Annotated in this window: 28 protein-coding genes, 1 tRNA gene and 1 pseudogene; 7 read left to right on the plus strand and 23 right to left on the minus strand. The window is 63.6% G+C overall.

Annotation, left to right across the window (positions count from 1 at the left end):
* Nucleotides 1-90 precede the first annotated feature (90 nt).
* Nucleotides 91-882, plus strand: a pseudogene (locus V3C33_13695) (ABC transporter ATP-binding protein).
* On the plus strand, nt 879-1679 hold the full coding sequence (locus V3C33_13700; protein ID XAS66536.1) for an ABC transporter permease subunit: 801 nt from the start codon (nt 879-881) through the stop codon (nt 1677-1679). The pseudogene V3C33_13695 and the gene V3C33_13700 overlap by 4 nt, the downstream one beginning before the upstream one ends.
* A 10-nt stretch (nt 1680-1689) precedes the next feature.
* Here the strand turns inward: V3C33_13700 and V3C33_13705 are convergent, their stop codons facing one another.
* Nucleotides 1690-2235, minus strand: coding sequence for an acyl-CoA thioesterase (locus V3C33_13705; GenBank protein ID XAS66537.1), 546 nt, complete (start codon nt 2233-2235; stop codon nt 1690-1692).
* Nucleotides 2236-2397: 162 nt separating this feature from the next.
* On the opposite strand from V3C33_13705, the gene V3C33_13710 reads away from it, so the two are divergent.
* A complete protein-coding gene (locus tag V3C33_13710) occupies nt 2398-2619 on the plus strand; it encodes a hypothetical protein (protein ID XAS66538.1) in 222 nt (73 codons plus the stop codon).
* Nucleotides 2620-3046: 427 nt separating this feature from the next.
* On the opposite strand, the gene V3C33_13715 is transcribed toward V3C33_13710, so the two are convergent.
* Nucleotides 3047-3403 (minus strand): type II toxin-antitoxin system PemK/MazF family toxin, encoded by a 357-nt coding sequence (locus V3C33_13715; GenBank protein XAS66539.1) that lies wholly within the window; start codon nt 3401-3403, stop codon nt 3047-3049.
* Between the two features lie 406 nt (nt 3404-3809).
* Nucleotides 3810-4193, minus strand: coding sequence for a helix-turn-helix domain-containing protein (locus V3C33_13720; GenBank protein XAS66540.1), 384 nt, complete (start codon nt 4191-4193; stop codon nt 3810-3812).
* 391 nt (nt 4194-4584) lie between these two features.
* Between V3C33_13720 and V3C33_13725 the strand changes: the two genes are divergently transcribed.
* A complete protein-coding gene (locus V3C33_13725; GenBank protein XAS66541.1) occupies nt 4585-4902 on the plus strand; it encodes a hypothetical protein in 318 nt (105 codons plus the stop codon).
* 279 nt (nt 4903-5181) lie between these two features.
* Here the strand turns inward: V3C33_13725 and V3C33_13730 are convergent, their stop codons facing one another.
* The 16 genes from V3C33_13730 to V3C33_13805 form a co-directional block, all read right to left on the minus strand.
* Nucleotides 5182-5601 (minus strand): hypothetical protein, encoded by a 420-nt coding sequence (locus V3C33_13730; protein ID XAS66542.1) that lies wholly within the window; start codon nt 5599-5601, stop codon nt 5182-5184.
* Nucleotides 5602-6021: 420 nt separating this feature from the next.
* Entirely contained in the window at nt 6022-8736 is a 2715-nt protein-coding gene (locus V3C33_13735; GenBank protein ID XAS66543.1) for a hypothetical protein, read from the minus strand.
* Nucleotides 8737-8801: 65 nt separating this feature from the next.
* On the minus strand, nt 8802-9140 hold the full coding sequence (locus tag V3C33_13740) for a hypothetical protein (protein ID XAS66544.1): 339 nt from the start codon (nt 9138-9140) through the stop codon (nt 8802-8804).
* Complete coding sequence (locus tag V3C33_13745; GenBank protein ID XAS66545.1) at nt 9130-9291, minus strand: hypothetical protein; 162 nt, start codon at nt 9289-9291, stop codon at nt 9130-9132. The genes V3C33_13740 and V3C33_13745 overlap by 11 nt, the downstream gene beginning before the upstream one ends.
* A 10-nt stretch (nt 9292-9301) precedes the next feature.
* On the minus strand, nt 9302-9514 hold the full coding sequence (locus tag V3C33_13750) for a hypothetical protein (protein ID XAS66546.1): 213 nt from the start codon (nt 9512-9514) through the stop codon (nt 9302-9304).
* Nucleotides 9511-10293, minus strand: a complete 783-nt coding sequence (locus V3C33_13755; protein ID XAS66547.1) for a hypothetical protein — start codon at nt 10291-10293, stop codon at nt 9511-9513. The genes V3C33_13750 and V3C33_13755 overlap by 4 nt, the downstream gene beginning before the upstream one ends.
* Complete coding sequence (locus tag V3C33_13760) at nt 10290-10700, minus strand: helix-turn-helix domain-containing protein (protein ID XAS66548.1); 411 nt, start codon at nt 10698-10700, stop codon at nt 10290-10292. The genes V3C33_13755 and V3C33_13760 overlap by 4 nt, the downstream gene beginning before the upstream one ends.
* A gap of 17 nt (nt 10701-10717) precedes the next feature.
* Complete coding sequence (locus V3C33_13765) at nt 10718-12160, minus strand: terminase family protein (protein ID XAS69741.1); 1443 nt, start codon at nt 12158-12160, stop codon at nt 10718-10720.
* Between the two features lie 40 nt (nt 12161-12200).
* On the minus strand, nt 12201-12698 hold the full coding sequence (locus V3C33_13770; GenBank protein ID XAS66549.1) for a hypothetical protein: 498 nt from the start codon (nt 12696-12698) through the stop codon (nt 12201-12203).
* Complete coding sequence (locus V3C33_13775; GenBank protein XAS66550.1) at nt 12695-13009, minus strand: hypothetical protein; 315 nt, start codon at nt 13007-13009, stop codon at nt 12695-12697. The genes V3C33_13770 and V3C33_13775 overlap by 4 nt, the downstream gene beginning before the upstream one ends.
* The gene (locus V3C33_13780) at nt 13006-13218 is read right to left on the minus strand and encodes a hypothetical protein (GenBank protein XAS66551.1); all 213 of its coding nucleotides are present in this window, start codon (nt 13216-13218) and stop codon (nt 13006-13008) included. The genes V3C33_13775 and V3C33_13780 overlap by 4 nt, the downstream gene beginning before the upstream one ends.
* Nucleotides 13219-13657: 439 nt before the next feature.
* A complete protein-coding gene (locus V3C33_13785; protein ID XAS66552.1) occupies nt 13658-14752 on the minus strand; it encodes an AAA family ATPase in 1095 nt (364 codons plus the stop codon).
* Nucleotides 14749-15024 carry a hypothetical protein gene (locus tag V3C33_13790; protein XAS66553.1) on the minus strand — a complete coding sequence of 92 codons (276 nt, stop codon included), beginning with the start codon at nt 15022-15024 and terminating at the stop codon, nt 14749-14751. The genes V3C33_13785 and V3C33_13790 overlap by 4 nt, the downstream gene beginning before the upstream one ends.
* Nucleotides 15018-15197: a hypothetical protein gene (locus V3C33_13795; GenBank protein ID XAS66554.1), complete on the minus strand. Its 180-nt coding sequence runs from the start codon at nt 15195-15197 to the stop codon at nt 15018-15020. The genes V3C33_13790 and V3C33_13795 overlap by 7 nt, the downstream gene beginning before the upstream one ends.
* Complete coding sequence (locus V3C33_13800; GenBank protein XAS66555.1) at nt 15194-15514, minus strand: hypothetical protein; 321 nt, start codon at nt 15512-15514, stop codon at nt 15194-15196. Before V3C33_13800 ends, V3C33_13795 begins: the two co-directional genes overlap by 4 nt.
* Nucleotides 15515-15617: 103 nt before the next feature.
* On the minus strand, nt 15618-15809 hold the full coding sequence (locus tag V3C33_13805; GenBank protein ID XAS66556.1) for a helix-turn-helix domain-containing protein: 192 nt from the start codon (nt 15807-15809) through the stop codon (nt 15618-15620).
* Between the two features lie 129 nt (nt 15810-15938).
* Between V3C33_13805 and V3C33_13810 the strand changes: the two genes are divergently transcribed.
* On the plus strand, nt 15939-16523 hold the full coding sequence (locus tag V3C33_13810; protein XAS66557.1) for a helix-turn-helix transcriptional regulator: 585 nt from the start codon (nt 15939-15941) through the stop codon (nt 16521-16523).
* Nucleotides 16511-17734 carry a tyrosine-type recombinase/integrase gene (locus tag V3C33_13815; protein ID XAS66558.1) on the plus strand — a complete coding sequence of 408 codons (1224 nt, stop codon included), beginning with the start codon at nt 16511-16513 and terminating at the stop codon, nt 17732-17734. The genes V3C33_13810 and V3C33_13815 overlap by 13 nt, the downstream gene beginning before the upstream one ends.
* A gap of 77 nt (nt 17735-17811) precedes the next feature.
* Here V3C33_13815 and V3C33_13820 read toward each other — a convergent pair.
* Both V3C33_13820 and V3C33_13825 read right to left on the minus strand, forming a co-directional pair.
* Nucleotides 17812-17893, minus strand: a tRNA-Tyr gene (locus tag V3C33_13820).
* Nucleotides 17894-18028: 135 nt separating this feature from the next.
* A complete protein-coding gene (locus V3C33_13825; protein XAS66559.1) occupies nt 18029-18283 on the minus strand; it encodes a hypothetical protein in 255 nt (84 codons plus the stop codon).
* 203 nt (nt 18284-18486) lie between these two features.
* On the opposite strand from V3C33_13825, the gene V3C33_13830 reads away from it, so the two are divergent.
* Nucleotides 18487-18978, plus strand: coding sequence for a YajQ family cyclic di-GMP-binding protein (locus V3C33_13830; protein XAS66560.1), 492 nt, complete (start codon nt 18487-18489; stop codon nt 18976-18978).
* A gap of 170 nt (nt 18979-19148) precedes the next feature.
* Here V3C33_13830 and htpX read toward each other — a convergent pair whose 3' ends face one another.
* Together htpX and V3C33_13840 are read right to left on the minus strand one after the other, a co-directional pair.
* Nucleotides 19149-20015, minus strand: a complete 867-nt coding sequence (htpX, locus tag V3C33_13835) for a zinc metalloprotease HtpX (GenBank protein XAS66561.1) — start codon at nt 20013-20015, stop codon at nt 19149-19151.
* Nucleotides 20016-20080: 65 nt separating this feature from the next.
* On the minus strand, nt 20081-21352 hold the full coding sequence (locus V3C33_13840) for an MFS transporter (protein ID XAS66562.1): 1272 nt from the start codon (nt 21350-21352) through the stop codon (nt 20081-20083).
* Between the last annotated feature and the right edge of the window lie 68 nt (nt 21353-21420).

The raw sequence follows: 21420 nt of genomic DNA on the forward strand, positions 1-21420 counted from the left end.
CGGAGCCGGATTGTTCGCTCCCCGCGTCACCGGGAATAATCCGCACCGTGCTGTTCCGCAGGGTTATTTACAGCCGCTGAACAATTGTTCAGTACCATGCGGTGCCTGCTGGACATCATCAGGCCAAGTTCGGGGTCCTCCGTGGTGCTGGGCGAGGACCCCCGGCCGGCCGGCCCTGAGCTGCGGCGCAGGATCGGCTACCTGCCCGGCGAGCTGTTCCTGGAAGGCCGGATCGGCGGGCGGAAACTACTCTCACACTACGAGGCAATCAGCGGGCCGGTGAAGCCAGGCAAGATCAATGAACTGGCCGAGCGCCTTGGCCTGGACCGGCACACCCGGAAGCTCTCCAAGGGAAACAAACAGAAGCCGGGCCTGGTGCAGGCCTTTATGCACGATCCCGAGCTCCTGGTCCTCGATGAGCCCACCAGCGGTTTGGATCCCCTGGTCCAGCAGGAATTCCTGGCCATGGTCCGCGAGGCCAAGGACAAGGGTCAGACCGTCTTCCTCAGCTCGCACGTGCTCAGCGAAATCCAGCAGGCTGCGGATGAGGTGGCCATTCTGCGCGACGGCCAGATCGTCACGGTGGCGTCAGTGGACCAACTCCGCGAAAGCGCGGTTCGGCACCTTCGGTTGAGCGCCACCGGAATTACCACGGACGACGCCGGTGCGCGGCTGGGCCGGGTACCCGGCGTCGGGCATCTTGAGGTACTTCAGGCGGGTGACGGCGTCGAACTCGCCGCCACGCTGGAAGGCGCCATTCAGCCGCTCGTCCAGGCTCTGGCCTCGTTCCACCTCGCTCACCTGGTCCTGGAGGAACCTGATCTGGAGGAATCGGTGCTGAAGATGTACGGCACCGTGGGAGGAAACGGTGACCGGCCATGAACAAGTCGCTCCCCCTCTTCCGGAGGGCGTTCGTTGATTCCTGGCGGTCCACGCTGGGCTGGGCCGCGGGCCTGGCCGCCGCCACTTTCCTGTACCTGCCGCTGTACCCGTCCATCGGCGGCAGCTCGCAGATGCAGGACATGATCAACGCATTGCCGTCGGAGATGACCAAGGCGCTGAACTATGACCAGATCGCCACCGGCCCCGGCTACACGCAGGGCACACTTTTCGGTCTGATCGGGTTCCTGCTGATGACCAACGCGTCCGTGGCGTGGGGCGCCACGGCAGTGGGCGGCGACGAGGAATCCGGCCAGCTGGAACTCACTCTTGCCCACGCAGTGACACGCGTCCAGGTGGTGCTGGAACGGGCGATGGCGCTGGCGCTGCGGGTGGTGTTGCTTTCCGCCCTGGTGTTCGTTCTGGTGCGTCTGCTCAACGATTCTGCCCAGTTGCGGATCAAGCCGGAAAACCTGTTTGGCGCTGTGGTTTTGTTCGCAGGCCTCGCACTGCTCACCGGAACCGCCGCCCTGTTCGCAGGGGCGTTGTCCGGCCGGCGTACATGTGGTCTGGCAGCCGGCGCCGCGGTGGGTGTGCTGGGGTACGTGTTCAACGCCGTGGGCCGGCAGAGCCCGGACGTCGAGTGGCTCCTGAATCTGAGCCCGTATCACTGGGCCTACGGGAACTCTCCGGTGTCCAACGGCGCAGACTGGGCGGCGGCCGGTTGGCTGTGGGGAATTTCCGCCGGGCTCGTCGTGCTCAGCGCGGTTGCGTTGCACCGGCGCGACGTCGGGGCGTAGTCCTGCGGTTTCAGCTCCACGAGTGCGGGGCCGGCCGCCGGGCACCTGGCAGGGCGTTGGTTTCGCGCCAGTCGTGAATCCACTGGGGCAGCTCCATGTCTGCCGGCGGTTCGCCGAACTCGCGGAGGATTTCCGCCTGACTGACAGGCTTTCCTTTACGGACCAGCCGGGTAGCGATATACGCCCGCGCGTAGATTTCGCCGTCCACCACCATGCGCTGCTCAAAATAGATGGCCTTGGCATCCAGCCCGATGATTTTGGACTCGATGGCATAACGCTGCCACAGCTGCAGGGACTTGCGGAAGGCGATGGTCTCACCGGCTGCCACCGGGCTCCAGCCGCGCTCTCGCATCTTTGTCCAGACGCCGCTCCGCACCATCAGATCGAACCGGCCCAGGTCCATCAGCGAAAAATACATGCCGTTGTTGACGTGCATGGCGATGTCTATGTCCGTGGGCAGCACACGCAGGGGAAGCGAGGACGTATCCCAGATACTCAGGGAAGAACGCCTGGCCGAGGTAAAAAGCATCACGAGAGTGCGAAGAAGCAAGTGCATGCCTGCGATGTTACCCGCCAGTAACTTCCATTGGAAGGCTCCTGGATCCCGCGCCGGATTCTGCGCCGGACGTTGCCCCTGAGTTCACCGGCAGTTCATGGATCTCCTGCAGAATTTCTCCAATACAACGTCTACATCGTCAGCGGCGAGCTAGGAGTCATGGTGAGCACCACCGAAACAATCGCGGCACCCGCCGCGCTCTGGCCCGATCTTCCACTCCACCAGGAACTGATCCTGGCGGACGGCCGCGGAAGCAGGATCGTGGGCACCCTGGATGGCATGACCGATGACCGCAGCACCATCTGGGTGCAGCTGATGGGAGGGCTGGGCCGGCGCCTGGTGCATCATCAGGACGGGTACTGGCTGGAACCCGCCGGCCACTGATCCACGGGGCCAAACCCGGCGGCTGACTATTCCTAGGCATGTCCGGGAATCCTAAACTTCAAGACCGGGAGCCGCGGACAAGCCCAGGTGCTGGCAGGCCTCGGTGAAGCACCGCTCTCCGAGCACGAAAAAGCCTCCGGAACCATCAGGTTCCGGAGGCTTTTCCTTGGGTGGCAGATGAGGGATTCGAACCCCCGTAGGCGTTGCCAGCTGATTTACAGTGATTTGACTAGCATGCCCACTGGTGTGCGATGGGGTCGTTGGGTGCGGAATCAATGGCTTTTTCGGAGGGCCGAGATTGGATCTGTGACTTACTGTGTCCGCATGGGTTGGGTGGTGTGTGCTCACCTAGTGATCACACGCCACCTTTCGATCCGCTGGGCTACGTTCCGGTAAGCGTCTGGTGCAGGGTTGTAGGGGTGACGTGCTAAGACAGTCCCAGCGCGGACTTCAGTGCCTCGTTCACCGCGGCCATGGTGGAGATAGAAAGGGCGCCGATCCGCCTGACTACCTGGTCACTCCATACTTCCTCAATGTCATCACACAATACTCGACCGCTAACGCACTCCCCATGGGGAAGGATGATGATGGAAGCAATCTCAGGCTTGACAGACGTCGTAATCCGGACCATGAGGGCCGTCCCTAGATGACTGTTTCTGGCGTTGTTGGAGACAACCAAGTAGTACTTATTTTCTTCAATTCCTGACGGTTCGATCAGGTAGACCTCGCCGCGGAGAAAGGGCAGATCGGAGGATGCCGACGGCGGAGGTCCGGGGTGAATCATTCGGAGCGACGACGGACCGGAGCTCTACGGCGAGCCTCACGGTAATCCACGTACTCGGGGTCCTGAGCGAGGAGCGCGTAGGCAGATCCCTGCGCTTCCTCCTTCAAGCATTGAAGGCCTGCCTCAAAGACTGCATGCACGAGTGCCGCCTCACTGGAATTCTCGGATACATCGGCAGGAAGGGATCGAAGCCGTTCGGGCGAACGGCGAATGAGCTCCAGGTCAGCCAAGTCGCGGCCTGTCATCGTCACTGACAGCCGGCGAGAGGTCGGCAATTCGACGTAGTGGGTACTGGGCATGCATCAACTATTGCATCACCAAGTGCCGCACGTCCACATGGCAGCTGAGTCATTCATCACATCGTAATATTTGCGGCTGGCGGACCATCGGCGCTTGACTCGGGATTTCACCGGTTCACCCGAGGCTGCAGTTGGCGATACCGGTCCACGTCCGCCCACGGGATGCGGAGGGGTGAGTTCTTCCGGCCCATCCCGGCCTTGTAAGCGTTGGGGAACGCTCCAGAGCGGGCCATGATGCGGATAGATTCGGGGTGGTGGTTCAGGAAGGCGGCAACCTGGTTGACGGTCGCGTCGCCCTCCCCCGTTGGGTGTGTTTCGCAATAGCCCTCAACATCAGTCCACGGGATTTTGATGCGGGCTCCCTGGCCGGGCATGTACGCGTGTGGAAACTGGCCGGAGCGGGCCATGATGCGGACCGCCTCCGGATGGATCCCTAGGAACTCTGCTACCTGCTTCACTGTGCCGTCACCGGCATTTACGTCGTTACTCATGGCCAGAACATACAGCCGCATGACGCGCATTGACGTTGTTCCGTAGGCTGCTGGGCGAGGCTCCCCAGAGTTCCCTAGCTAGGTTCCTCTTAGACCCCCAGAGTTGGCCTACGGTCGGGCATGGAGGCTGTCGGGGCTATTAATTGCCGGGCCCTGCCGTTAGGCTCTGCCCATGAAATCAATTTCAGGGGCTGCTGGCGGTGCGCTGCTGGCGATTACACTTGCTGGCTGCGGTTCGACTGCATCAGCCACGGATCAAAAGGGAACGTCGAGCTCTACGCCGGCGCCCAAGCCAACGACCTATTTCGGGCAGACCGCGTCCGCCATTGCCGCATTGGTGCCCGGTTGTAACGCCATTCAGGCGGGCGACGTGGGGAAGGGAGGCCCGGGCATGGCCTCCACAGCGTCCTGCGTGGTCGGGGGCCGCACGCTGGACTTCTACAGCTGGAGCGACGCTGCGGCCGCCCGCGGTGTGTCCGACGTCGTGCGGGCAAACAAGGCCGAGGTCTACTATGCCGAGGGGACGGGCTGGACGGCCCACGTGCGCCGCGACATGACCTTCCAGTGGCAGCTGACAAATGACGCTGGGAGCCTGATCCGGTACGCCTCCGAGAATCACGCGACGCCGGCTGCGGACCTAACCGGCGAGAAAGCGACGTCCCAGCAGATCGCGGACGCCCTCCGCGGCTTCGTCCAGCACCTCCCCTAGTCCAACTGCTAAAGTCCCAAGACTCGCACGAAAAAACGCCCCCGAACCCGTGCGGGGGCTGACCTTTTCAAGATTGCCCGTAAAAAGGTCGTGGCCCCCGGGGGGGGGTGTCAATCTGCGTACCCCCTTGTCTTCGACTTCCCCTGGTCGCATGGCCTCCCCGGGCTCAGACCTTTTCGTTGCATCCACCGGAAAGACCGCCGGCCGCCGTCCTGCGCTGGCCGGCAACTTTGCGGGATCCCGCAAAGTTTCCGAAGGCGGACACCCGAACTAAAACCCCTAGTTGCCCATGTAGGGGCGCCAGGCGTCCAGCACAGAGATCACGCCGCGGATAGCCCCATTGGCGGCCGTCTCTGCGTCATCGCATTTCGACGACGTCGCAGCACCCGACCCCATGCACGCAGTGTCCGCACCGGTCTTTGACAGCGGGCCCAGGGCAGCAATAGTCCGGTCCACTAGGTCCTTTACCTCGGGGGCCGGCTTGGGAAGCTTCAAGATGTCCCGCGTGGCGTTTTTCGCCTGCATTGTCACGGTCGCGGCAGTAATGGTGCAGGTCATGGCGTGGATCTTCGCGGCCGTGTCCGTCGCCACAATCTCGTCGTATGCGCAGCTGGCGATGTCCTTCGAATAGGCCCGCCAGCTGGATTCGTTCTCGGCGAGGATGCTGGCAAACTGCTTGGCGCTGGCAGTCTGTTCCACGGTCGGCGTGGGAGTCGGCGTAGCGGTAGGAACCGATGTGCTTTCCGCTACCGCTCCCCCACCGCAACCGGTCAACACTAAGGCGGCGAGCGCAAAGACGGGCAAGACCTTTTTCATTTATTCCCCCAAATTGATCAAGTGATAAATGCAGAATACGTGTTATCGCCGACAATATTGACGATGCGTCACCCAATCGGCGACTCGGTCGATCCCACGCGCCGTTTGAGCTGACTTAGTATCAGCCATCACAGCTAAGAACCCTGGTATCACCGAGGACTTTTGGGCTGTGATCACACACGTCACGGGGATTGGCCCGCTTGTGCCAACCAGATGAGGAAAAGGCCCCGGGCGGTTGTCACCGGGGCCTTGCCTTCTAGAGTGGCCCTCCGCTGCTTGGGGGGATGCGGGCACGGTTTCCTACTAGACGGGGAGGCGCAGTTTCTTGCGCCCCACGATGTTCGCCGTGGCGATGGTTTCCGCCCCGACCTTGACGGCCACGGGCCGGTGTGCGAGCTGGACGACGGCCATCAGCAGTTTCCGGTCGCCCTCGCTGAAGCCGACCGTCACCGGCCCGGTGGCCTGCTGTTGCACCGGCCATTGCCCGGTGCGGTTGGCTTCCAGCACGTTCCCGGCACCCAGTGACTGGACCGAGGCGCGGTTGACGACGATCTCGCCCGGGGTGAGCATCGCCGGGACCGTGTCCGTGCCCCGCGGCTGCCATGGCTGGCCGCCGGACGCAAGGTAGGCAACTTCACCGCCCGTCGCGAAGCCCTGAATGATGCCCCGCCCGGCCGTCCCCGAGGAGGGGGCCGTGCCGTCACCGATGGAAGAGTTGCGGGTGATCACATCAATGACCTTGCCCCGCAACGCATCGACGTGCGCCTGGAACGCGGCGAGGTCCGCCTCGGCCCGGGCCTTGTCCACTTCGAGCTTCGTGGGTTTGACCTTGAGTTTGTCCACGTTGTACAGCTTGTTGATGTACGCCTGCACCCCACCGGTGAGTAGGCCCTGGGCGCGCATGGAGTTCTCCAGCGCGGTCTTGGACGCCCCGTAGGCTTTGGTGCCGGCCTTCGTGCTGCCGGTGGACTTCGCGACGGCCTCCGCCGCGGCCTGGTCGGCTGCGGCCTTGTTCTGCAGGGCCTGCTGGTTCGACACCGCGGCCGCCGTGCCGCCCCGGATCGCGGTGCCGTTCTGGACGAACGACGCCGTGACAGAGTTCGTGGCCGCCGCCGAGCGGGTCTGGGCCTGCTCCAGAGACAGCGACGTGCCGTTGAGTGAATCCATGGACTGCTTGAGCAGCCCGGCGGCGTTGTTCTGCAACTGCATGTTCAGGGTCGTCTGCGCCAGCTGCGCAGCCGTTTTTTCCTGTGCCGCGGTGGCTGCCTGATACATGCCCACGGAGGTCCCGTACTGCGCCGCGGAAGCCTGCAACGCCGCGGCCTGCCCGGTGGCCGCACCGGCCGTGGTGTCCATGGCCGCCGCCAAGTCGGCGTTCTTCTGCTTCGCCCCGTCAATGGCACCGGACTGGCCCCTGACCTGGCCGGTGACCAGCTCGATGGACTTGCCCATCTGGTCCTGCGCCCCGGTGGCTTGGTACATCCCGGTCGTGACGTCAACGACACCCTGGGACCAGTCGTTCTGGAACTCACGGCCACGCTTGATGGCGCCGTTGACGATATCCTGGGCCCCGGCGACACCAAGTGTCGCGTCCGTCAGGGTCTTCTGTGAGATCCCGAGATCACGGGCCGCATCGAACGCCCCGGCATCCGAGAGGGCTTTCGCGGCCTGCGCCCGGATGTGCTCGCCGAGGGCGTCGTTGTCGTCCTTGAGCGCCTGGGTGTAGTCCTGGATGGCGGCGGTGCCGGTGTCCGTGCCGAGCGCTGAGGTTGCTGCGGCCATGCCCAGTCCGGCGATGACGGCGGTGAGGATGCCCACGACGGGGACGGCGAGGTTCGCCATGACACCGGTCAGGCCGATCTGCGCGGCGACCACCCCGATGCGTGCGGCGATCGCTTCGCTGAACGCAAGTTTCAGGGTCGTGCCCAGCAGCGCCGCCGTGGTCACCAGACCCGCGAGGACCGGCAGCGGGAGGGAGTTCAGGCCGTCCGTGAGCATGTTCAGGAACCCGAGCACGACGGGCCCGAGGGGGGCGAACGCGGCAAGGATGTGCCCTGCGGTGGTGACAAGGTTCTCGATCAGGACCATCACGCCAGGCAGGTTGTCCACCGCGTAGCCGACGAACTGGGAGAACCCGTTCGTGTTGCTGAAGGAGGACAGCCAGGTCACGAACTTGGAGAGCTCCACGGTTCCGGCCTGGATGAGCGGGGTCATGGCCTGCATGCCGTCGAGGACGCCGTGCAGGGCGGTCCCGCCCATGGCCCCGAGTGCCGCGGAGGAGTCCCCGACGAGCCGGTTCAGGAACGGCATCCGGGCGTTGATGTCACCCACCACGGTGTTGAACGCCCCCAGCATCGCCACCGCGGAGGTCTGGGAGAGCTGGTTCAGGTCCGTTTTCAGCGACCCGAGCCCGGCCGCGTACTCGTTCCCGACGACGGTGCCGTGCGCCATCTCGTCCTTGATGCCCTTGATCGCGAGGACACCGGAGACGGCCATCACACCGAACGCCGCACCCAGACCGAGGGCCGCGGCCCCGATCGGCGCCGCGGCGGCCAGGATCGCCGGGGACAGGGCGATCAGGACCTGCAATCCCCGGATGCGCTGATTGTTCGCACCGTTGGCCCGGTGGGTTGCCTCGGTGTCTTTGTCCTGCGCCGCGGTGGCCGCGTGCCGGTGCCCGGCGAGCTTTGCCTCGGCGTCCGACTCGGCGTTCGTCGCCCGGGTCATTCCCAGCCGTGCCGTAGCGGCCTGGACAGAGTCGTCGCCGTACTTCTTGGTGATGGCGTCGAGCTTCGTCTGCGCGATCGCGGACCGCTGGTACGCGACGTCAAGGTTGCGTTCGGCGAGTGCCACCGCATTGAGCTTCGCCAGGGCGGGCCCGACGTTCGCGTCGACCTTGACGGTCGGTTCGAGTGCCCCGACCTCCCGGGCTTCGGCCTTGGCCTCGGCCATGCCGCGCTTGAAGTCGGAGTCGTCTACGGTGAGTTTCGCGTCAATACTGCCGGTCGTCGTCGTCACGGTTGTTTCTCCTGAGTGGTTGGGTGTCTGCCGCCGGGTCCGGATTCCCGGCGGCAGACGGCGTGTTATTCGATGACTTTGCGGAGCTCGGCGGCCACGATATCCAGCACCGCCTGTTCTTCCTGGATGATCGTTGACGTCAGATAAAGCGCCTGCCCTGTTTCGTGGCGGTAGTCCAGCTCATACTCCTGCCGGCGGGCGTACGGGCCTGGGAACGTCACTTTCGCACCGTCCTGGGTCAGTTCGGTGCTGGCACTGGCACGGAGGTCCCCGGTTTCCAATGGGGCCCTCGAAACGGCGACTTCCCTCACATGTTCCATTGCCTTGAACGCGGCGGCCGGAATCCCCGCCTCCACAGCGTCCGTGATGCTGTCCAGCATGGCCTCAAAGCCTTCACTGCCCATCAGGGGTCCCCCCGCTCGGTTCCGGGCGGCCTAGCAGGGTGTTCAGCCGCCCGCGTTCCTGGGCTTCAAGGATCTGTTCCGGCGTCATGGTCTTGATCTGCTCAGCGGTGACCTGTGAACGCTGGTAGACGGTCTGTCGTTCGGTGCTCATGCTCCCTACCTCAGGCACGGGCACCGGGTTCGTGGGCGCCGTCTATCCTGGCGGCCTCCGCGTCGGTGATGTGCTCGTCTCGGCGCGCCTTCGCCTGAACTTTCTTCCATGCGTCAGGGTCCGGTGCGCCTAACAAGGCACGGAGGCGGCCCTCATCGTAGGCCTTGACGATTTCTTCAGGCGTCATGGATTTCAACTGATCCGCGCCTACCTGCCCGCTCATGCCCCGTAGGCCTTGGCCTTGGACACAATGGTGAGACCCATGCGTTGGATCTCCTCAGCCGTAAACGGGTCGTCTTTGGCAATCACTCCACCGTTAGGGGCAAGGTAGAAGTGATTACCTGCTGGGCCGGCAACCTCCGCATCAATGCTTGCAAGGTCGGCGAAGATGTCCGCACCGGCGTCGACGTTGTCCAGGTGCTTGAACTTGCCCTCGCGGGTCAACAGGTCCAGCGTCCGGTTGAGGAACACGTCACGGTTGATCTGCTCCACGCGGCGCCTGCCTGCCATGACGCCGGCAATACCGTAGGCGCCGCCGTCCGCCGTGAGTCCCACGCGGCCATGCAGGGCCGGGGGCGCCGTGGGGTGTATGTGTTCGGGGATCCCAAGCTCCACCGCACGCGCCCGGTATTCGAGGACGCGGGTATTCCTGGCCTCCACCGCATCCCCGAACGCCCGTACGGCATCGGTCACGGTCTTGAGCTTCTTGGCGAGCTCCGCACCGTCACCCTTGGCATGGTCTGTGATCTCCGCATGGAGCGCCTCAGCCGCGGCCAGGCGTGCGGCCTCCTGTGCCTTGGCTGCCTTGTTGGCCGTGAACTGTGCCCTCAACCTGGCGAACCGGGACAACGACTCCTGAGCGGTGATGTGCTCGGCCGTGACCGACTCATCCCCCGCGATCACCTTGGCCTCAAGTTCGGAGACCAGGGCCTCAGCCTCCCGAGCCTCAGCCTCAGCCGCCGTTACGTCAACGTCGGTCACTGCTACTTCATTTGCCATCATGCGGCCTTTCCAAATCTGTAGGTATCCAGGTCTTCCTCACTGATCAGCCATTGCCTGCCAACCTTGCGGGCCGGAAGCTTTCCCGCCACGCAGGCCCTGCGCACAGAACGTTCCGTACACTGCAACAGTCCAGCCGCCTCAGCAGAGGATTTCCAATATTTGCTATGTACCTCTATAATGCCCATCTCGCCAATACTGGGTCCGTTGACGGACACCGGGGCCTCGTCGGCTTTCACCGCCGCCATATTCAGTGCATGAAGCACCTCCAACACCGCGGGCGACGGCCTGCCGCCGGCGTTCCTCTGCGAAGCGGTCGTCACACCCAACACCAGCAACCTCAACAGGCCATCGGCGATCTCCCCTGGCACCACAACAGAGCCATCAGGACGCACCAGGCGGCCGTACATGGCTGGAATATTGGGCCTTACCACGTGCTCCCCCGCTCCGAGCCCGTAGGAGCAGTGAAAGCCAGTCGGTGGAACTTCACCGGACGAGCCTTGACCGGCACCTGCAGCCCGGATTTCGTGGTCGTCATTTCCACGTCAGCAGGGACACCGTCAGCAACCCCGTACGGTGCATACGACCGCAAGGCCCCGCGCATATCAGCGCTCGAAACCGCCTGCATCAACGCCATCACCGCGTCATCATGGCCAGCCCGCTCCGGAACGGAAATACGCAGGCTACCCGTCTGCAGCTGCTCAAACTCCAGGCTCCGCAACTGCTTCAACAGCTCAGGCTCCCGCGGGAGCACCAATGCATTGCGCTGCAGCAAGACCTTGATCTTCGAAAAGCCCGACATCTTCCGCCGGTTGTCCGTCCACACCTTGAACACGTTGCAATCGCGCCCGGCCGCCGCGGCGCGTTCCCGCAGGTTCTGCGTCACCGGCTCACCGGGCCCATTCACCTCAGACGCGACCGCCGGCAAGTAGTACCGGCCCGCAGTCTCCACGACCCGGTCAATGAATCGGCTGTACGGCCACCCATGCCGGACCTCAAGCCACGGAATGAACAACGCCAGACCATCCCCCAGCATGCCCGTGTTCGTCCCGTAATCCTCCAGGACCGACACCAAGGCCATAGCCGAAGCATCCTGCGCGAAACCCCAGTCAAGACCTGCAACGGCCGCATAAGGCCGGTCCAGCCACGACTCCAGATCCTCAGGCGGGCACATCTCGTAATCCGCGACAGCATTCATGATTTCCGCCTCAGAGAAATACGCCCCGGCCTCATCAGTCCACTCAGCCAGGAACTCCCGCCGGAAATACTCCGCCGACTCACGCAGCCGGATCTGCTCCAACAGAACCGAGTCCACCAACGGGGACACTGTGGAAGGCCAATGCCACGACTCCACCTGCTCATCAGGAGCATCCATCCCCCGCTGCCACATGGCCCGGAAGAAATGATCCACCCCGCCCCACGGCGTGGAAACCAGAATCACACGCGACCCCGGCCGGGCAATGATCGCCGGCTCAGCAGCACGCCAGATCTCCGTGTCAATGAACCCGGCCTCATCCAGGATCAACACATCCACCGGCCAGCCACGGATCTGCCGCGAAGACGCCGGCACGCTGATCACGCGGGACCCGTTCGACAGAGTCAGCAAGGACTTCGAATCATCCAGAACCGAACCGCCCAACAACGGCGAACCGTGAGCGAGGACCTGGCACTCCTCCAACAAACGCCGGGAAGCAACCTCGCCCGCTGACACCAGCAACACCGTGATGTTGCGGCGGGTCGCCGCCTCGAACAAAGCCACCGTCGAAAGAGTCGTGGACTTGCCCACCTGACGACCAGCACAAATCACACGGTAGCGGGCCTTAGACCTTGCCACCTCCAACTGGTGCGGCCACAGCGGGCGCCCCAACACCTGAACCGCGAATGCCCCCGGATCCGTAGCCGGACTGAACTCACTCAGCGTCTTCAACAACTTCCCCCTTCATTGCACGTTCGTAGTCCTCACGCATTCGGGTCAACGCGGATGCAGTATCGGCCTGGCGGGCCTGTGCCACGTCCTTGCCGAGACGCGCCGCGGACAACGGGTCAAGCCCCAGGCGGGAGCGGTGGTTTTGGGCTGTGGCCTCCCATCGCCTAAGCAGCTCCAAGGGCGCACTGGTGCCAGGCTTGGGCGAACTAGCTGCAACCTCAATCGGCATCGAGTCGCACCAATTTGAGATCAGACCGCATTTTGCTTCCGCGACAGCCCATGCCTTCACCGCCGCCGCGTAACGGGGTGCCCTCAGGTAGGCCACTGAATCATCGGCCAGCAAGTCAGCGGCCAACGCCTGAGCGATAGGGTCACGTTGCCGTGGGGAGCCCGCACCGTGCTTTACTGCGAGCTCATTGCCCTCAGTGAACGGCGGACGTTGCCCGGGGAACTCGGAAACCCAGCCCTCGGGCCCGGTCATGCTGCGCCGCCTGCCGGGTAGACCCGTGCCCATGCCGGGTTCAGTGCCCCATCAGCCCAGTCCTCGGGCCACCCTAAGCGCAGCCACCGAACCGCAGTGATGGCCAGGGGGATGAAGCCGTCCAGGTCACGCCGAGCCGCTAGCGAAAGGGCAGCGTAGTCGTGCTCGACGATGAACGTGCACCTTGCTCCGGTCCCCTCCTGTGTGGCGCGTATGACGCCGGCCCCGGTGAAGTCTGCCGTCAGGCCGGCGAGTGCTGGGTTGCTCAGGAAGCCGATGCTGTGCACGTCGTAGCTTGGATCATCGATCACGGCTCAGCCCTCCACACGTCGGGGGCGCGGTACGTCGAGCCGGAGGCCAGACCCAGCGAGCGGAGTGCTGCTGTGATCGCGAGTCCCGCGACGTGCGCCTTGGTGTCAGTGATGCCGTGCAGCTTCTCGATGTCCTCCAGCGCGTTGACCGCACCACCCAGCCCCCAATCAGCGGCCCAGTCCCTCATTGCGGAGTCGGCGGCACTCATGCGGACACCGCACGGGCCCGCCAAGGGGATGTGAGCTGATTGGGAGACAGTTCCCATGCCGAAAAGCTGCACAATTGCTGGGAACTTTCACGACGTGAGCACATGGTGAGCACAGTAAGAGGGCCAGGGCGCAGCCACGTACCGTGCGTGGGATGGTCGGCGGCATGGGCCAGCTTCTGCCCGACGCCCTGGATGTCACTGGTGATGGTTCTCGCGTGCGCGGGGTTTGGTGCTTCACCGGAGGAGCCACGGACCGGGCGGCCAGCACTCTTCCTCAGGGCGTTCTTTGTGGGTGCTGTTGTTGGCGGGGCTGTGCCTCGTGGTGGTTCCATGGTCATTTCGCGTTTCCTTTCGTTGAGTGTTTCCCACCGTTTCCGACCGTTTCCCGGAAACGGTGAGTGAGTGTTTCCCGTTTCCCGTTCTTTAGAACGGGACACACTCACACTGCTTTTAGGCCGGTGAGTGTTTCCCCGGGGTAGGGGTTGATGAGTTGGTGGAGTGTTGAGTTCCTGGGGCCGGGGGTGACGGTGATGTGGCCTAAGCGGATGAGTTCGTCAATGGCGGCCCTGATGGTGGTTTGTTTGCCGCGGACGCATGCACTGATGGCTCTGTAGCTCAGTGGCTTCCCTGCGTCCTGGAGAGCCTGGGAGGCTTGCTCCATGACTGCGGTGGGCTGCCAGTCTGCGCCGGCGTTTTGTTCACCGTTCCGGGGCGTTTCGAGCCGGTAGTGGATCTTGCCCGGTTCGGTGGAGTCGAACACGGCGACAGCGATTTCTTGGGTCCGGTCTGATTTGCGCCAGGGCCCTGCGTGCGGGCGGACTTGCCCGGGACGGTCTTTGCCGACGCGTAGGGCGATCCGCCCGATCATGCCGACGCCGCCGGGCTCGATGACCTCGAGTCCGTAGGCGGCCCCGGTGAGGTAGGAGAGTTTGGCCTGAGCGCCGATGGCGAACCGTCCGCGGCCTTCCTCGGACTTGGTGACGTGGTCGATGAGGAACACGGCCGCCCCGGTGAAGTCTGCGATCTTGCGGGGCACCATCCGGCCGAATGCGGTCACTTCGTCGTTATCCATGGACTTGACACCTAAGATGGCGAACATTTCCGTTACACCATCGATGATGGCGAGTCCGTAGGTGCCCTGCAGGAGGCTGCGGAACGCTATGCGCTCCTGGGTGGTTCCGTTCGGGTGCAACTGCGGGCGCACGTAGTGAAAGTGGTCCCTGATGCGGGTCGGCTGCGCGCCGAGCATGAGGAGCCTCCCGACTACCGCGCCCGAGTCGGATTCACAGTCGATGTAGAGCACGTCGACGCCCTCATTGATGCTGCGGGCTGATTCGGCCTGAGCCACCATGGACTTCATTGACTCGGATTCGCCGTTGAGCGCGTGCACCAGGCCCGGGTACCCAAGACATACGCCGTCGTCTCGCTCCATGTAGGTGGGCTGTGGCGCCTGGCGCGTGCCGTCCAGATCGCTTCTCAGGTCCATGGGGGCCCACGTCGGCAGGTCTTCCGGTGTCTCTGCCTGTTGGGTCATGCTGCCTTCCGTGGGATATAGCAGGAGTCCGGCCGCTGCCTGGCCTGCTGAATTTCGATTGCCTGGACGGCGCTCCGGGCAAAGGTGAGGTGCCGCTCCTCGTCCAACTGGAGGGCGAAGAGCCGACGGGCCGCGAGTTCGGCGGCCTGCTCATTGCTGAGCCTGGTGTCGTTTGCGCCTTGGATGATCCCGGCCTGGTAGCCGTTGAGCCAGACGTCCCAGGCCCGGGGGTGCTGCTGGATGAGCTGCTGGATCTCTTCGTCCGTCAGCATGGCGGCTCCAGTGGCTTCTCCGTGGAGATCATGCGGTGCTGGAATGCCACCGTCTCTTCGATGGCCTGTTGCCATTTGTCCGGCGTGATGCTTTCCCCGCCGGCGATGGCCATCTGGAGGTAGCCGAGCATGTAGTTCGCTGCGCCGACGGTGACGTCGCTTAGCGTGCTCACAGTTCGGTCCGTTCGGCGTCCGGCGCCAGGGCGGCGAGGGAGGCGCCGAGGGAGGCGTGCAGCTCTCGCATCTGCTCCACCGTGTACTGGGCCTCGGGCAACAGATCGAGTTCTGCGACGGCTCCCCTCTTCGGGTCCCACTCGAACGTGACATTCAGCCGCTCATCGGCCGTGGAGGCGACCGGGCCGACCCAGGACACTTCGCCGCACTCAATGAAGGCCCGGTAGTTGAATGCGAACCCCGCGGGGGCGGGCTGGTCGATGGCCGTGTAGTAGTCGGTGAGGTTGATCGTTGCGGGTGCTAGGCTGGTTTCCATAATAATCTTTACTTCCTGTGGTGGGTGGTTGGATTCTTGGGCCTCAGTTCGCGCTGGGGCCCTTCTTTTTTGCTTTGGAGCGTTGCCGGCCGTCCCGGCCCGGTTAGGCCGCATCTTGGGGGTGGCCTTCGAGCATTGCCAGTAGGCGCTTGCTCGGGATGAGGATTCGGCGCCCGATCGACAGGCTTGGGATTGTGCCGGTCCGCACGGCCTCGTATGCCTGCCGACGGCCGATTCCGAGGATCTTCGCCGCCTCATCCACCGTGAAGGTCTGAGGTTCAATTCCTGTCGCCATCTCTTTGCCTTTCGTCCGAGTTATTCCGCTTTGGAAAGCTTTCATACCCCTATGGAACACTATGGGTACCTTGCGTGTCAACCCGTACGGGAGTACTCTTTTTCCATAGCGGAATATGAAGGGAAGCCGATGCCTCACAAGACCCAGCAGCGCACCTTGGAAACCGAAATCCAAATGGCGTCTACGATCGCGAACCTACGCAAGGAGAAGGGGTGGACATACGAGGAGCTTGCTGAACGCATGGAGTCCGTGGGGTGCAAGATCCACCCCAGCGGCATTCAAAAGACCGAAAAGTCGGGTCGGCGCATAACCGTCGATGAATTCATTGGTTACTCCCGGGCCTTCGAAGTGCCCATAGAAGCCCTGATAGACGCCCGCATGCCCCAACCTTCGACCAAAGAGTTTTGGCGAACCCTGCTGGCAGCAGAAGAGTTCTATCGCCTGTACTCGTATGCCCACCGGTCGTACCGAGAAATGATTCTTGACGTCCAGAAGGAAGCCGCCGTCAACGCCGAGCTTCGAGACAGGATCCTGGAGCGGTTCAGGGGTCACCTCGCAATGGAAGAAAAGAAGGCCCGGGAGATGGCAGCACAGGACGACGTTGACGTCACGACTGACCAAAAGTTCGAAACCTACCTCTGGGACCACTACGCAACGGCATCGATGTTTACTGCTCGAGACGTATTGAAAGGAATCGGGTCGTGGCCAAGGTAACCAGGCGCTGCGGATGCCGCGATGAGAGAGGCAAACAATACGGGGCGAGCTGCCCCAAGCTCAAGAACTACCGGCATGGCACGTGGGGATTCCGGCTGTCGGCCGGCTTTGACCCTGTGAGCGGCAAGCGCCGCTACCTGACGGACTACAGCTACACCTCATCCGGGGATGCTGAGGAAGGTATGCGGGAGGCGGAGAAGCATCTCCGGGGGCAGGTGTACGACTTCAAGAAGACGACGGCGGCCGCCTACATCACCGAATGGCTCGACGCACAGGAACGCCACGCCCAGCTGAAACCGTCGACGCTGCGCATGTACAAGCGCTACGTCCACAACGACGTCGTGCCGGCCTTCGGCTCCAAGATCCTCCTGAAGGACCTGCGGCGGGCCCACGTGGCCGGACTCATCAAGGCCCTGCAGGACTCCGGGCGCGGGGCCGTCACGATCAAGCGGATCCACGCCACGCTCTCGAGCGCCCTGACCGATGCTGTGCAAGACGGGCTCCTGGCGGAGAACGTGGCCGCGGGCGCACGGCTGCCCAAGATCGAGAAGAAGAGGATTAAGGTCTGGGAGCCCTCCGACGCGGGCCTGTTCCTTGACGGGGCCTCAGAGCACCGCCTGGGGGCACTGTTCGAGGTCGCCGTCCTCACCGCCATGCGCCGCGGTGAACTGTGCGGGCTCCGCTGGCAGGACGTGGACCTCCCCGGGCGCCGGCTGATTGTCCGCGTCCAGCTGGTGCAGGTCGGCAAGAACGTCATTGAGGGCACCATCAAGACCGACGCGGGCCAGGACCGCGTTGTGGCCCTCTCAGACCGTGCCGTGGCCGCGCTGATCGCTTGGCAGTTCCAGCAGGAGCAGGAACGCCAGGAATGGGGCGACGCGTACACCGAGGGTGGCAGGGTGTTCTCGTACGAGGATGGCCGGCAGCTGCGCCCGGGGTACGTGTCCAAGCTGTTCGAACTGACCGTGAAGAAGCTCGGCCTGCCCATGATGCGGCTGCACGACCTGCGCCACCTTCACGCGTCCCTCATGCTCGCCAGCGGCCAGGACCTAACCATCGTGTCCAAGTCCATGGGGCACTCCAACAGCCAGATCACCCGCGACCTGTACGCGCACATGGTGGGCGATGCAGCCCGCACAGCAGTCGAAGGGGCCGCCTCATTGCTGCCTGCGCGCAGGACTGTGCTCACAAGTGTGATCACCGACCCGTAAAAGGGCAAAAAGAAAGACCCGCCCGGACCTCCGAAGAGATCCGAACGGGTCTAAATTCCCCGTAAATCCGGGGATTGTGGCAGATGAGGGATTCGAACCCCCGTAGGCGTTGCCAGCTGATTTACAGTCAGCCCCCTTTGGCCGCTCGGGTAATCTGCCGAACTTCAAAAAGAAGATCACTCCCGGCCGCTGTTTCAGAAAATTTCCGTTCCAGTAACTGGGAGCAAGACAACTTTACAGAACTTCTGCCGAAGAAACGAATCGGGCCCCGGACAGCTCCAAAAGCCCGGAAAATCAGGCTTCGCCGAGGATGCGGCCAGCGAGTTTCGCTTCAAACTTCACGGCCTGCTCCTCAGTGATCTGGTTCAGCTGGACCGCGCGCAGCAGATCCGCGTGCACACCATCTATTCGGGACGAGGCAGCGGCAACAGGGCTGAGGATAATCGAGGCCGCCACGGCAACAGCTGCAACGGATGTGGCCGCCGTGGCAATGGAACTGGCGGCAGCACCCGTGGTTCTGGTGACGTAACGGACGGCCTTGCGGTTCATGTGCATTCCTCTCCGGAGCGGCTTCCCAACTCATTCAACTTTGGAGGTTCAAGCTTCGTTCCCGCCATGCGTCCGCTATGAGCGAACTGTGAAAGCAGCTGCAACTTCACATCTGCGCCATCCGTACTCGCTCCATTCGTACTAGGCTGGAATGCAGATATCCCGCCCTGCCCGGGCGAGCACCCATCTGCATAAGGAGAGTCATGGCAGGCGAATCCACATTCGACGTCGTAAGCAAAGTAGACAAGCAGGAGGTGGCCAACGCGCTGAACCAGGCGCAGAAGGAACTCGTCCAGCGCTACGACTTCAAGGGCGTCGGCGCCGAGGTCGATTTCAGCGACGAAAAGATCCTGATGAAGGCAAATTCCGAAGAGCGTGTGCTGGCCGTGCTGGACGTACTCCAGTCCAAGCTCATCCGCCGGGGCATCTCGCTGAAGTCCCTGGACACCGGCGAACCCTATGCATCTGGTAAGGAATTCCGGCTGGAGACCTCCATCAAGGAGGGCATCGCCCAGGACCTCGCCAAGAAGATCAACAAGCTGATCCGCGACGAGGGCCCCAAGTCCGTCAAGTCCCAGATCCAGGGCGACGAACTCCGCGTGACCTCCAAATCCCGCGATGACCTCCAGGACACCATGGCGCTCCTGAAGAACTTCGACGAAGCCGACCTGCAGTTCGTGAACTTCCGCAGCTAGTTTTCGACGCACAAACGGCCGATCGACTCGAGAGAGGGCTGGCGACACTGGAATTCCAGTGTCGCCAGCCCTTTTTTGTGTCGCCGGGAAATTCCCGCGTCGCCAGCCACGCCCGCTGCTCGTCGGCGTATGCACCGCCCTCTCCGGGAACGAACGCACGACGGCGTCACTCAGCTGAGCGGCCGGCCCGCCATACGCTCCAGGCGGGCAATGCGTTCCTTCATGGGCGGGTGCGTGGCGAACAGCCTGGTCATGACCCCGCCCCGGAACGGGTTGGCGATCATGAGGTGTGAGGTGTTGACCAGCTTCTGTTCCTGCGGCAGCGGCGCAAGCCGGACACCTTGCTCAATCTTGCGCAGGGCTGAGGCGAGCGCCAGCGGTTCTCCGGTGAGCTCCGAACCGTCCTCGTCTGCGTCGTACTCCCTGGTGCGGGAGATGGCCAGCTGGATCAGCGACGCCGCAAAGGGTGCCAAAAGCGCCATGGCAATCATGGCGAGGGGGTTCGAATTGCGGCGGTCGCCGCCGAAGAACAGCAGCATCTGGCCCACCGAGGTGATCACACCTGCCACGGCGGCGGCAACAGAGGACGTCAGGATGTCGCGGTTGTAGACGTGCATCAGCTCGTGGCCCAGGACTCCGCGGAGTTCGCGGGCGTCGATCAGCTGGAGGATTCCTGCGGTGCAGCAGACGGCCGCGGTCTTCGGATTCCGGCCGGTGGCAAAGGCGTTCGGCGCCATGGTGGGTGAAACGTAGATCCGCGGCATGGGCTGGTTGGCGCGGATGGAGAGCTCGCGGACAATCTGGTGCAGCTGCGGCGCCTGCGCCTCCGTTACGGGGTACGCCTGCATGGAGCGGATGGCGATTTTGTCGCTGTTCCAGTAGCCGTACGCCGTGGTGCCCACGCCAATCAAAGCCATGATCCAGATGGGTGCGAGGCTGCGGGTACTGACACCTATCAGGCCTCCCAGGCCCAGGAGAACCGCCCACAGCACGCCAAAAAGAGCCGTGGTCTTCAGTCCGTTGTAGTGCTTGTGCACAGTGCCTCCAGGAGAATTGCGTCCAAAAGAAGTGCGTCTATGTGAAATCACTCCGCCGGAACCTGCTACGGAACGGGGCCCCGGGCGTCGTATGCCAAAAAACCGGACTGCCAGCGGGAAACCAGCCATGCCACCGCGATGCACAGCCCGCCGCCCAGGAGCAGAACCCAGCCCTCACTCAGCAGTTTAGTGCCGCCACCTGCGAGCATGTCCCCGATGCGCGGTCCGCCTGCCACCACCACAATGAAAACTCCCTGGAGCCTCCCGCGGAGATGGTCCGGCGCGGCAGCCTGCAGGATGGTGGTCCGAAAGACCGCACTGACGGAGTCCGCTATGCCGGCGAGCGCACAGCACAAGGCCGCCGGCAGCAGCCACAGTGTCACGCCGTCCGCGCCGGACCGCCCGGCCAGGACCACCACCAGCCCGAACCCGCCAATGGAGGCGCCCCAGCCCATCACCGACCACACAACCGCGCTGCCCTGCCGACGGACACGGCCCAACGGCCCGGAGAACAGCCCGGCCAGAAAGGCACCGATTGCGGTGGAGGCCAGCAGCAGGCCCACGGTGGTCTCGCCGCCGCCGATCATCAGCGCCCCGATGGCCGGCAGGAGGGCTCTTGGCTGGGCGAAGATCATGGCCACGAGGTCAATGATGAAGGTCATTCGGAGGTTGGGACGGGTGCCCAGGAAGCGGAAGCCCTCAACGACCGGCCTCAGGCCCGCGCGGCCGGCTTCCTTCCCGGGCGGCATGGCGGGGAGTTTCAGGAGGGCCCAGAATGCAAAAGCGAAACTGACGACGTCAATGGTGTACGTCCAGCCGAAGCCCACCCACGCCACCAGCACACCGGCCAGCAACGGCCCCGCCGTAGTGGACAGTCCGAAGGCAATCATGTTCAGGGCGTTGGCCGCTGGGAGCAGTTCCTTCCGGACCAGCACGGGAATGATGGCGCTTCTGGCCGGCTGGTTGATGGCCTGTGTACCGCTCTGGATGGCTACAAGGACATACAGCAGCCAGACGTTTCCCAGCTGCAGCCAGGCCTGCAGGGCCAGGCAGACGGTGGTCAGCCACAGCACGGAGGACGCCAGCAGCGCCACCGTGCGGCGGTCGTGCGAATCCGCGATGGATCCGCCCAGCAGCCCGCCCACCACCAGCGGAACCAGCGCAAAAATGCTCAGCAGACCCACATACAGGCTGTCCTGGGTCAGCCGGTAGACCTCCAGGCTCACAGCCACCAGGGTGAGCTGGCTTCCCACATTGGAAACGGCTGATCCCAGCCACAGGCGGCGGAATGCCGGGCTCTCCCGCAGCGGAGTGATGTCAGCCAGAAGTTTTCCCACTTCGCAACTCTAGCCGCGGTCCGGCGACGCTCCGATGGCGGGTACACACACCTGCGAGCCGCTTGACG

Source organism: Micrococcaceae bacterium Sec5.7 (assembly GCA_039636785.1).
Classification (GTDB): domain Bacteria; phylum Actinomycetota; class Actinomycetes; order Actinomycetales; family Micrococcaceae; genus Arthrobacter.

What these genes read in the sequence shown, in the direction of transcription:
- V3C33_13700 (XAS66536.1), top strand. Translation starts at nt 879, where the DNA reads ATGAACAAGTCGCTCCCCCTCTTCCGGAGGGCGTTCGTTGATTCCTGG.
- V3C33_13705 (XAS66537.1), bottom strand. Translation starts at nt 2,235, where the DNA reads ATGCACTTGCTTCTTCGCACTCTCGTGATGCTTTTTACCTCGGCCAGG.
- V3C33_13715 (XAS66539.1), bottom strand. Translation starts at nt 3,403, where the DNA reads ATGATTCACCCCGGACCTCCGCCGTCGGCATCCTCCGATCTGCCCTTT.
- V3C33_13720 (XAS66540.1), bottom strand. Translation starts at nt 4,193, where the DNA reads ATGAGTAACGACGTAAATGCCGGTGACGGCACAGTGAAGCAGGTAGCA.
- V3C33_13725 (XAS66541.1), top strand. Translation starts at nt 4,585, where the DNA reads ATGGCCTCCACAGCGTCCTGCGTGGTCGGGGGCCGCACGCTGGACTTC.
- V3C33_13740 (XAS66544.1), bottom strand. Translation starts at nt 9,140, where the DNA reads ATGGGCAGTGAAGGCTTTGAGGCCATGCTGGACAGCATCACGGACGCT.
- V3C33_13745 (XAS66545.1), bottom strand. Translation starts at nt 9,291, where the DNA reads ATGAGCACCGAACGACAGACCGTCTACCAGCGTTCACAGGTCACCGCT.
- V3C33_13750 (XAS66546.1), bottom strand. Translation starts at nt 9,514, where the DNA reads ATGAGCGGGCAGGTAGGCGCGGATCAGTTGAAATCCATGACGCCTGAA.
- V3C33_13755 (XAS66547.1), bottom strand. Translation starts at nt 10,293, where the DNA reads ATGATGGCAAATGAAGTAGCAGTGACCGACGTTGACGTAACGGCGGCT.
- V3C33_13760 (XAS66548.1), bottom strand. Translation starts at nt 10,700, where the DNA reads ATGTACGGCCGCCTGGTGCGTCCTGATGGCTCTGTTGTGGTGCCAGGG.
- V3C33_13770 (XAS66549.1), bottom strand. Translation starts at nt 12,698, where the DNA reads ATGACCGGGCCCGAGGGCTGGGTTTCCGAGTTCCCCGGGCAACGTCCG.
- V3C33_13780 (XAS66551.1), bottom strand. Translation starts at nt 13,218, where the DNA reads ATGAGTGCCGCCGACTCCGCAATGAGGGACTGGGCCGCTGATTGGGGG.
- V3C33_13785 (XAS66552.1), bottom strand. Translation starts at nt 14,752, where the DNA reads ATGACCCAACAGGCAGAGACACCGGAAGACCTGCCGACGTGGGCCCCC.
- V3C33_13790 (XAS66553.1), bottom strand. Translation starts at nt 15,024, where the DNA reads ATGCTGACGGACGAAGAGATCCAGCAGCTCATCCAGCAGCACCCCCGG.
- V3C33_13800 (XAS66555.1), bottom strand. Translation starts at nt 15,514, where the DNA reads ATGGAAACCAGCCTAGCACCCGCAACGATCAACCTCACCGACTACTAC.
- V3C33_13805 (XAS66556.1), bottom strand. Translation starts at nt 15,809, where the DNA reads ATGGCGACAGGAATTGAACCTCAGACCTTCACGGTGGATGAGGCGGCG.
- V3C33_13810 (XAS66557.1), top strand. Translation starts at nt 15,939, where the DNA reads ATGCCTCACAAGACCCAGCAGCGCACCTTGGAAACCGAAATCCAAATG.
- V3C33_13825 (XAS66559.1), bottom strand. Translation starts at nt 18,283, where the DNA reads ATGAACCGCAAGGCCGTCCGTTACGTCACCAGAACCACGGGTGCTGCC.
- V3C33_13830 (XAS66560.1), top strand. Translation starts at nt 18,487, where the DNA reads ATGGCAGGCGAATCCACATTCGACGTCGTAAGCAAAGTAGACAAGCAG.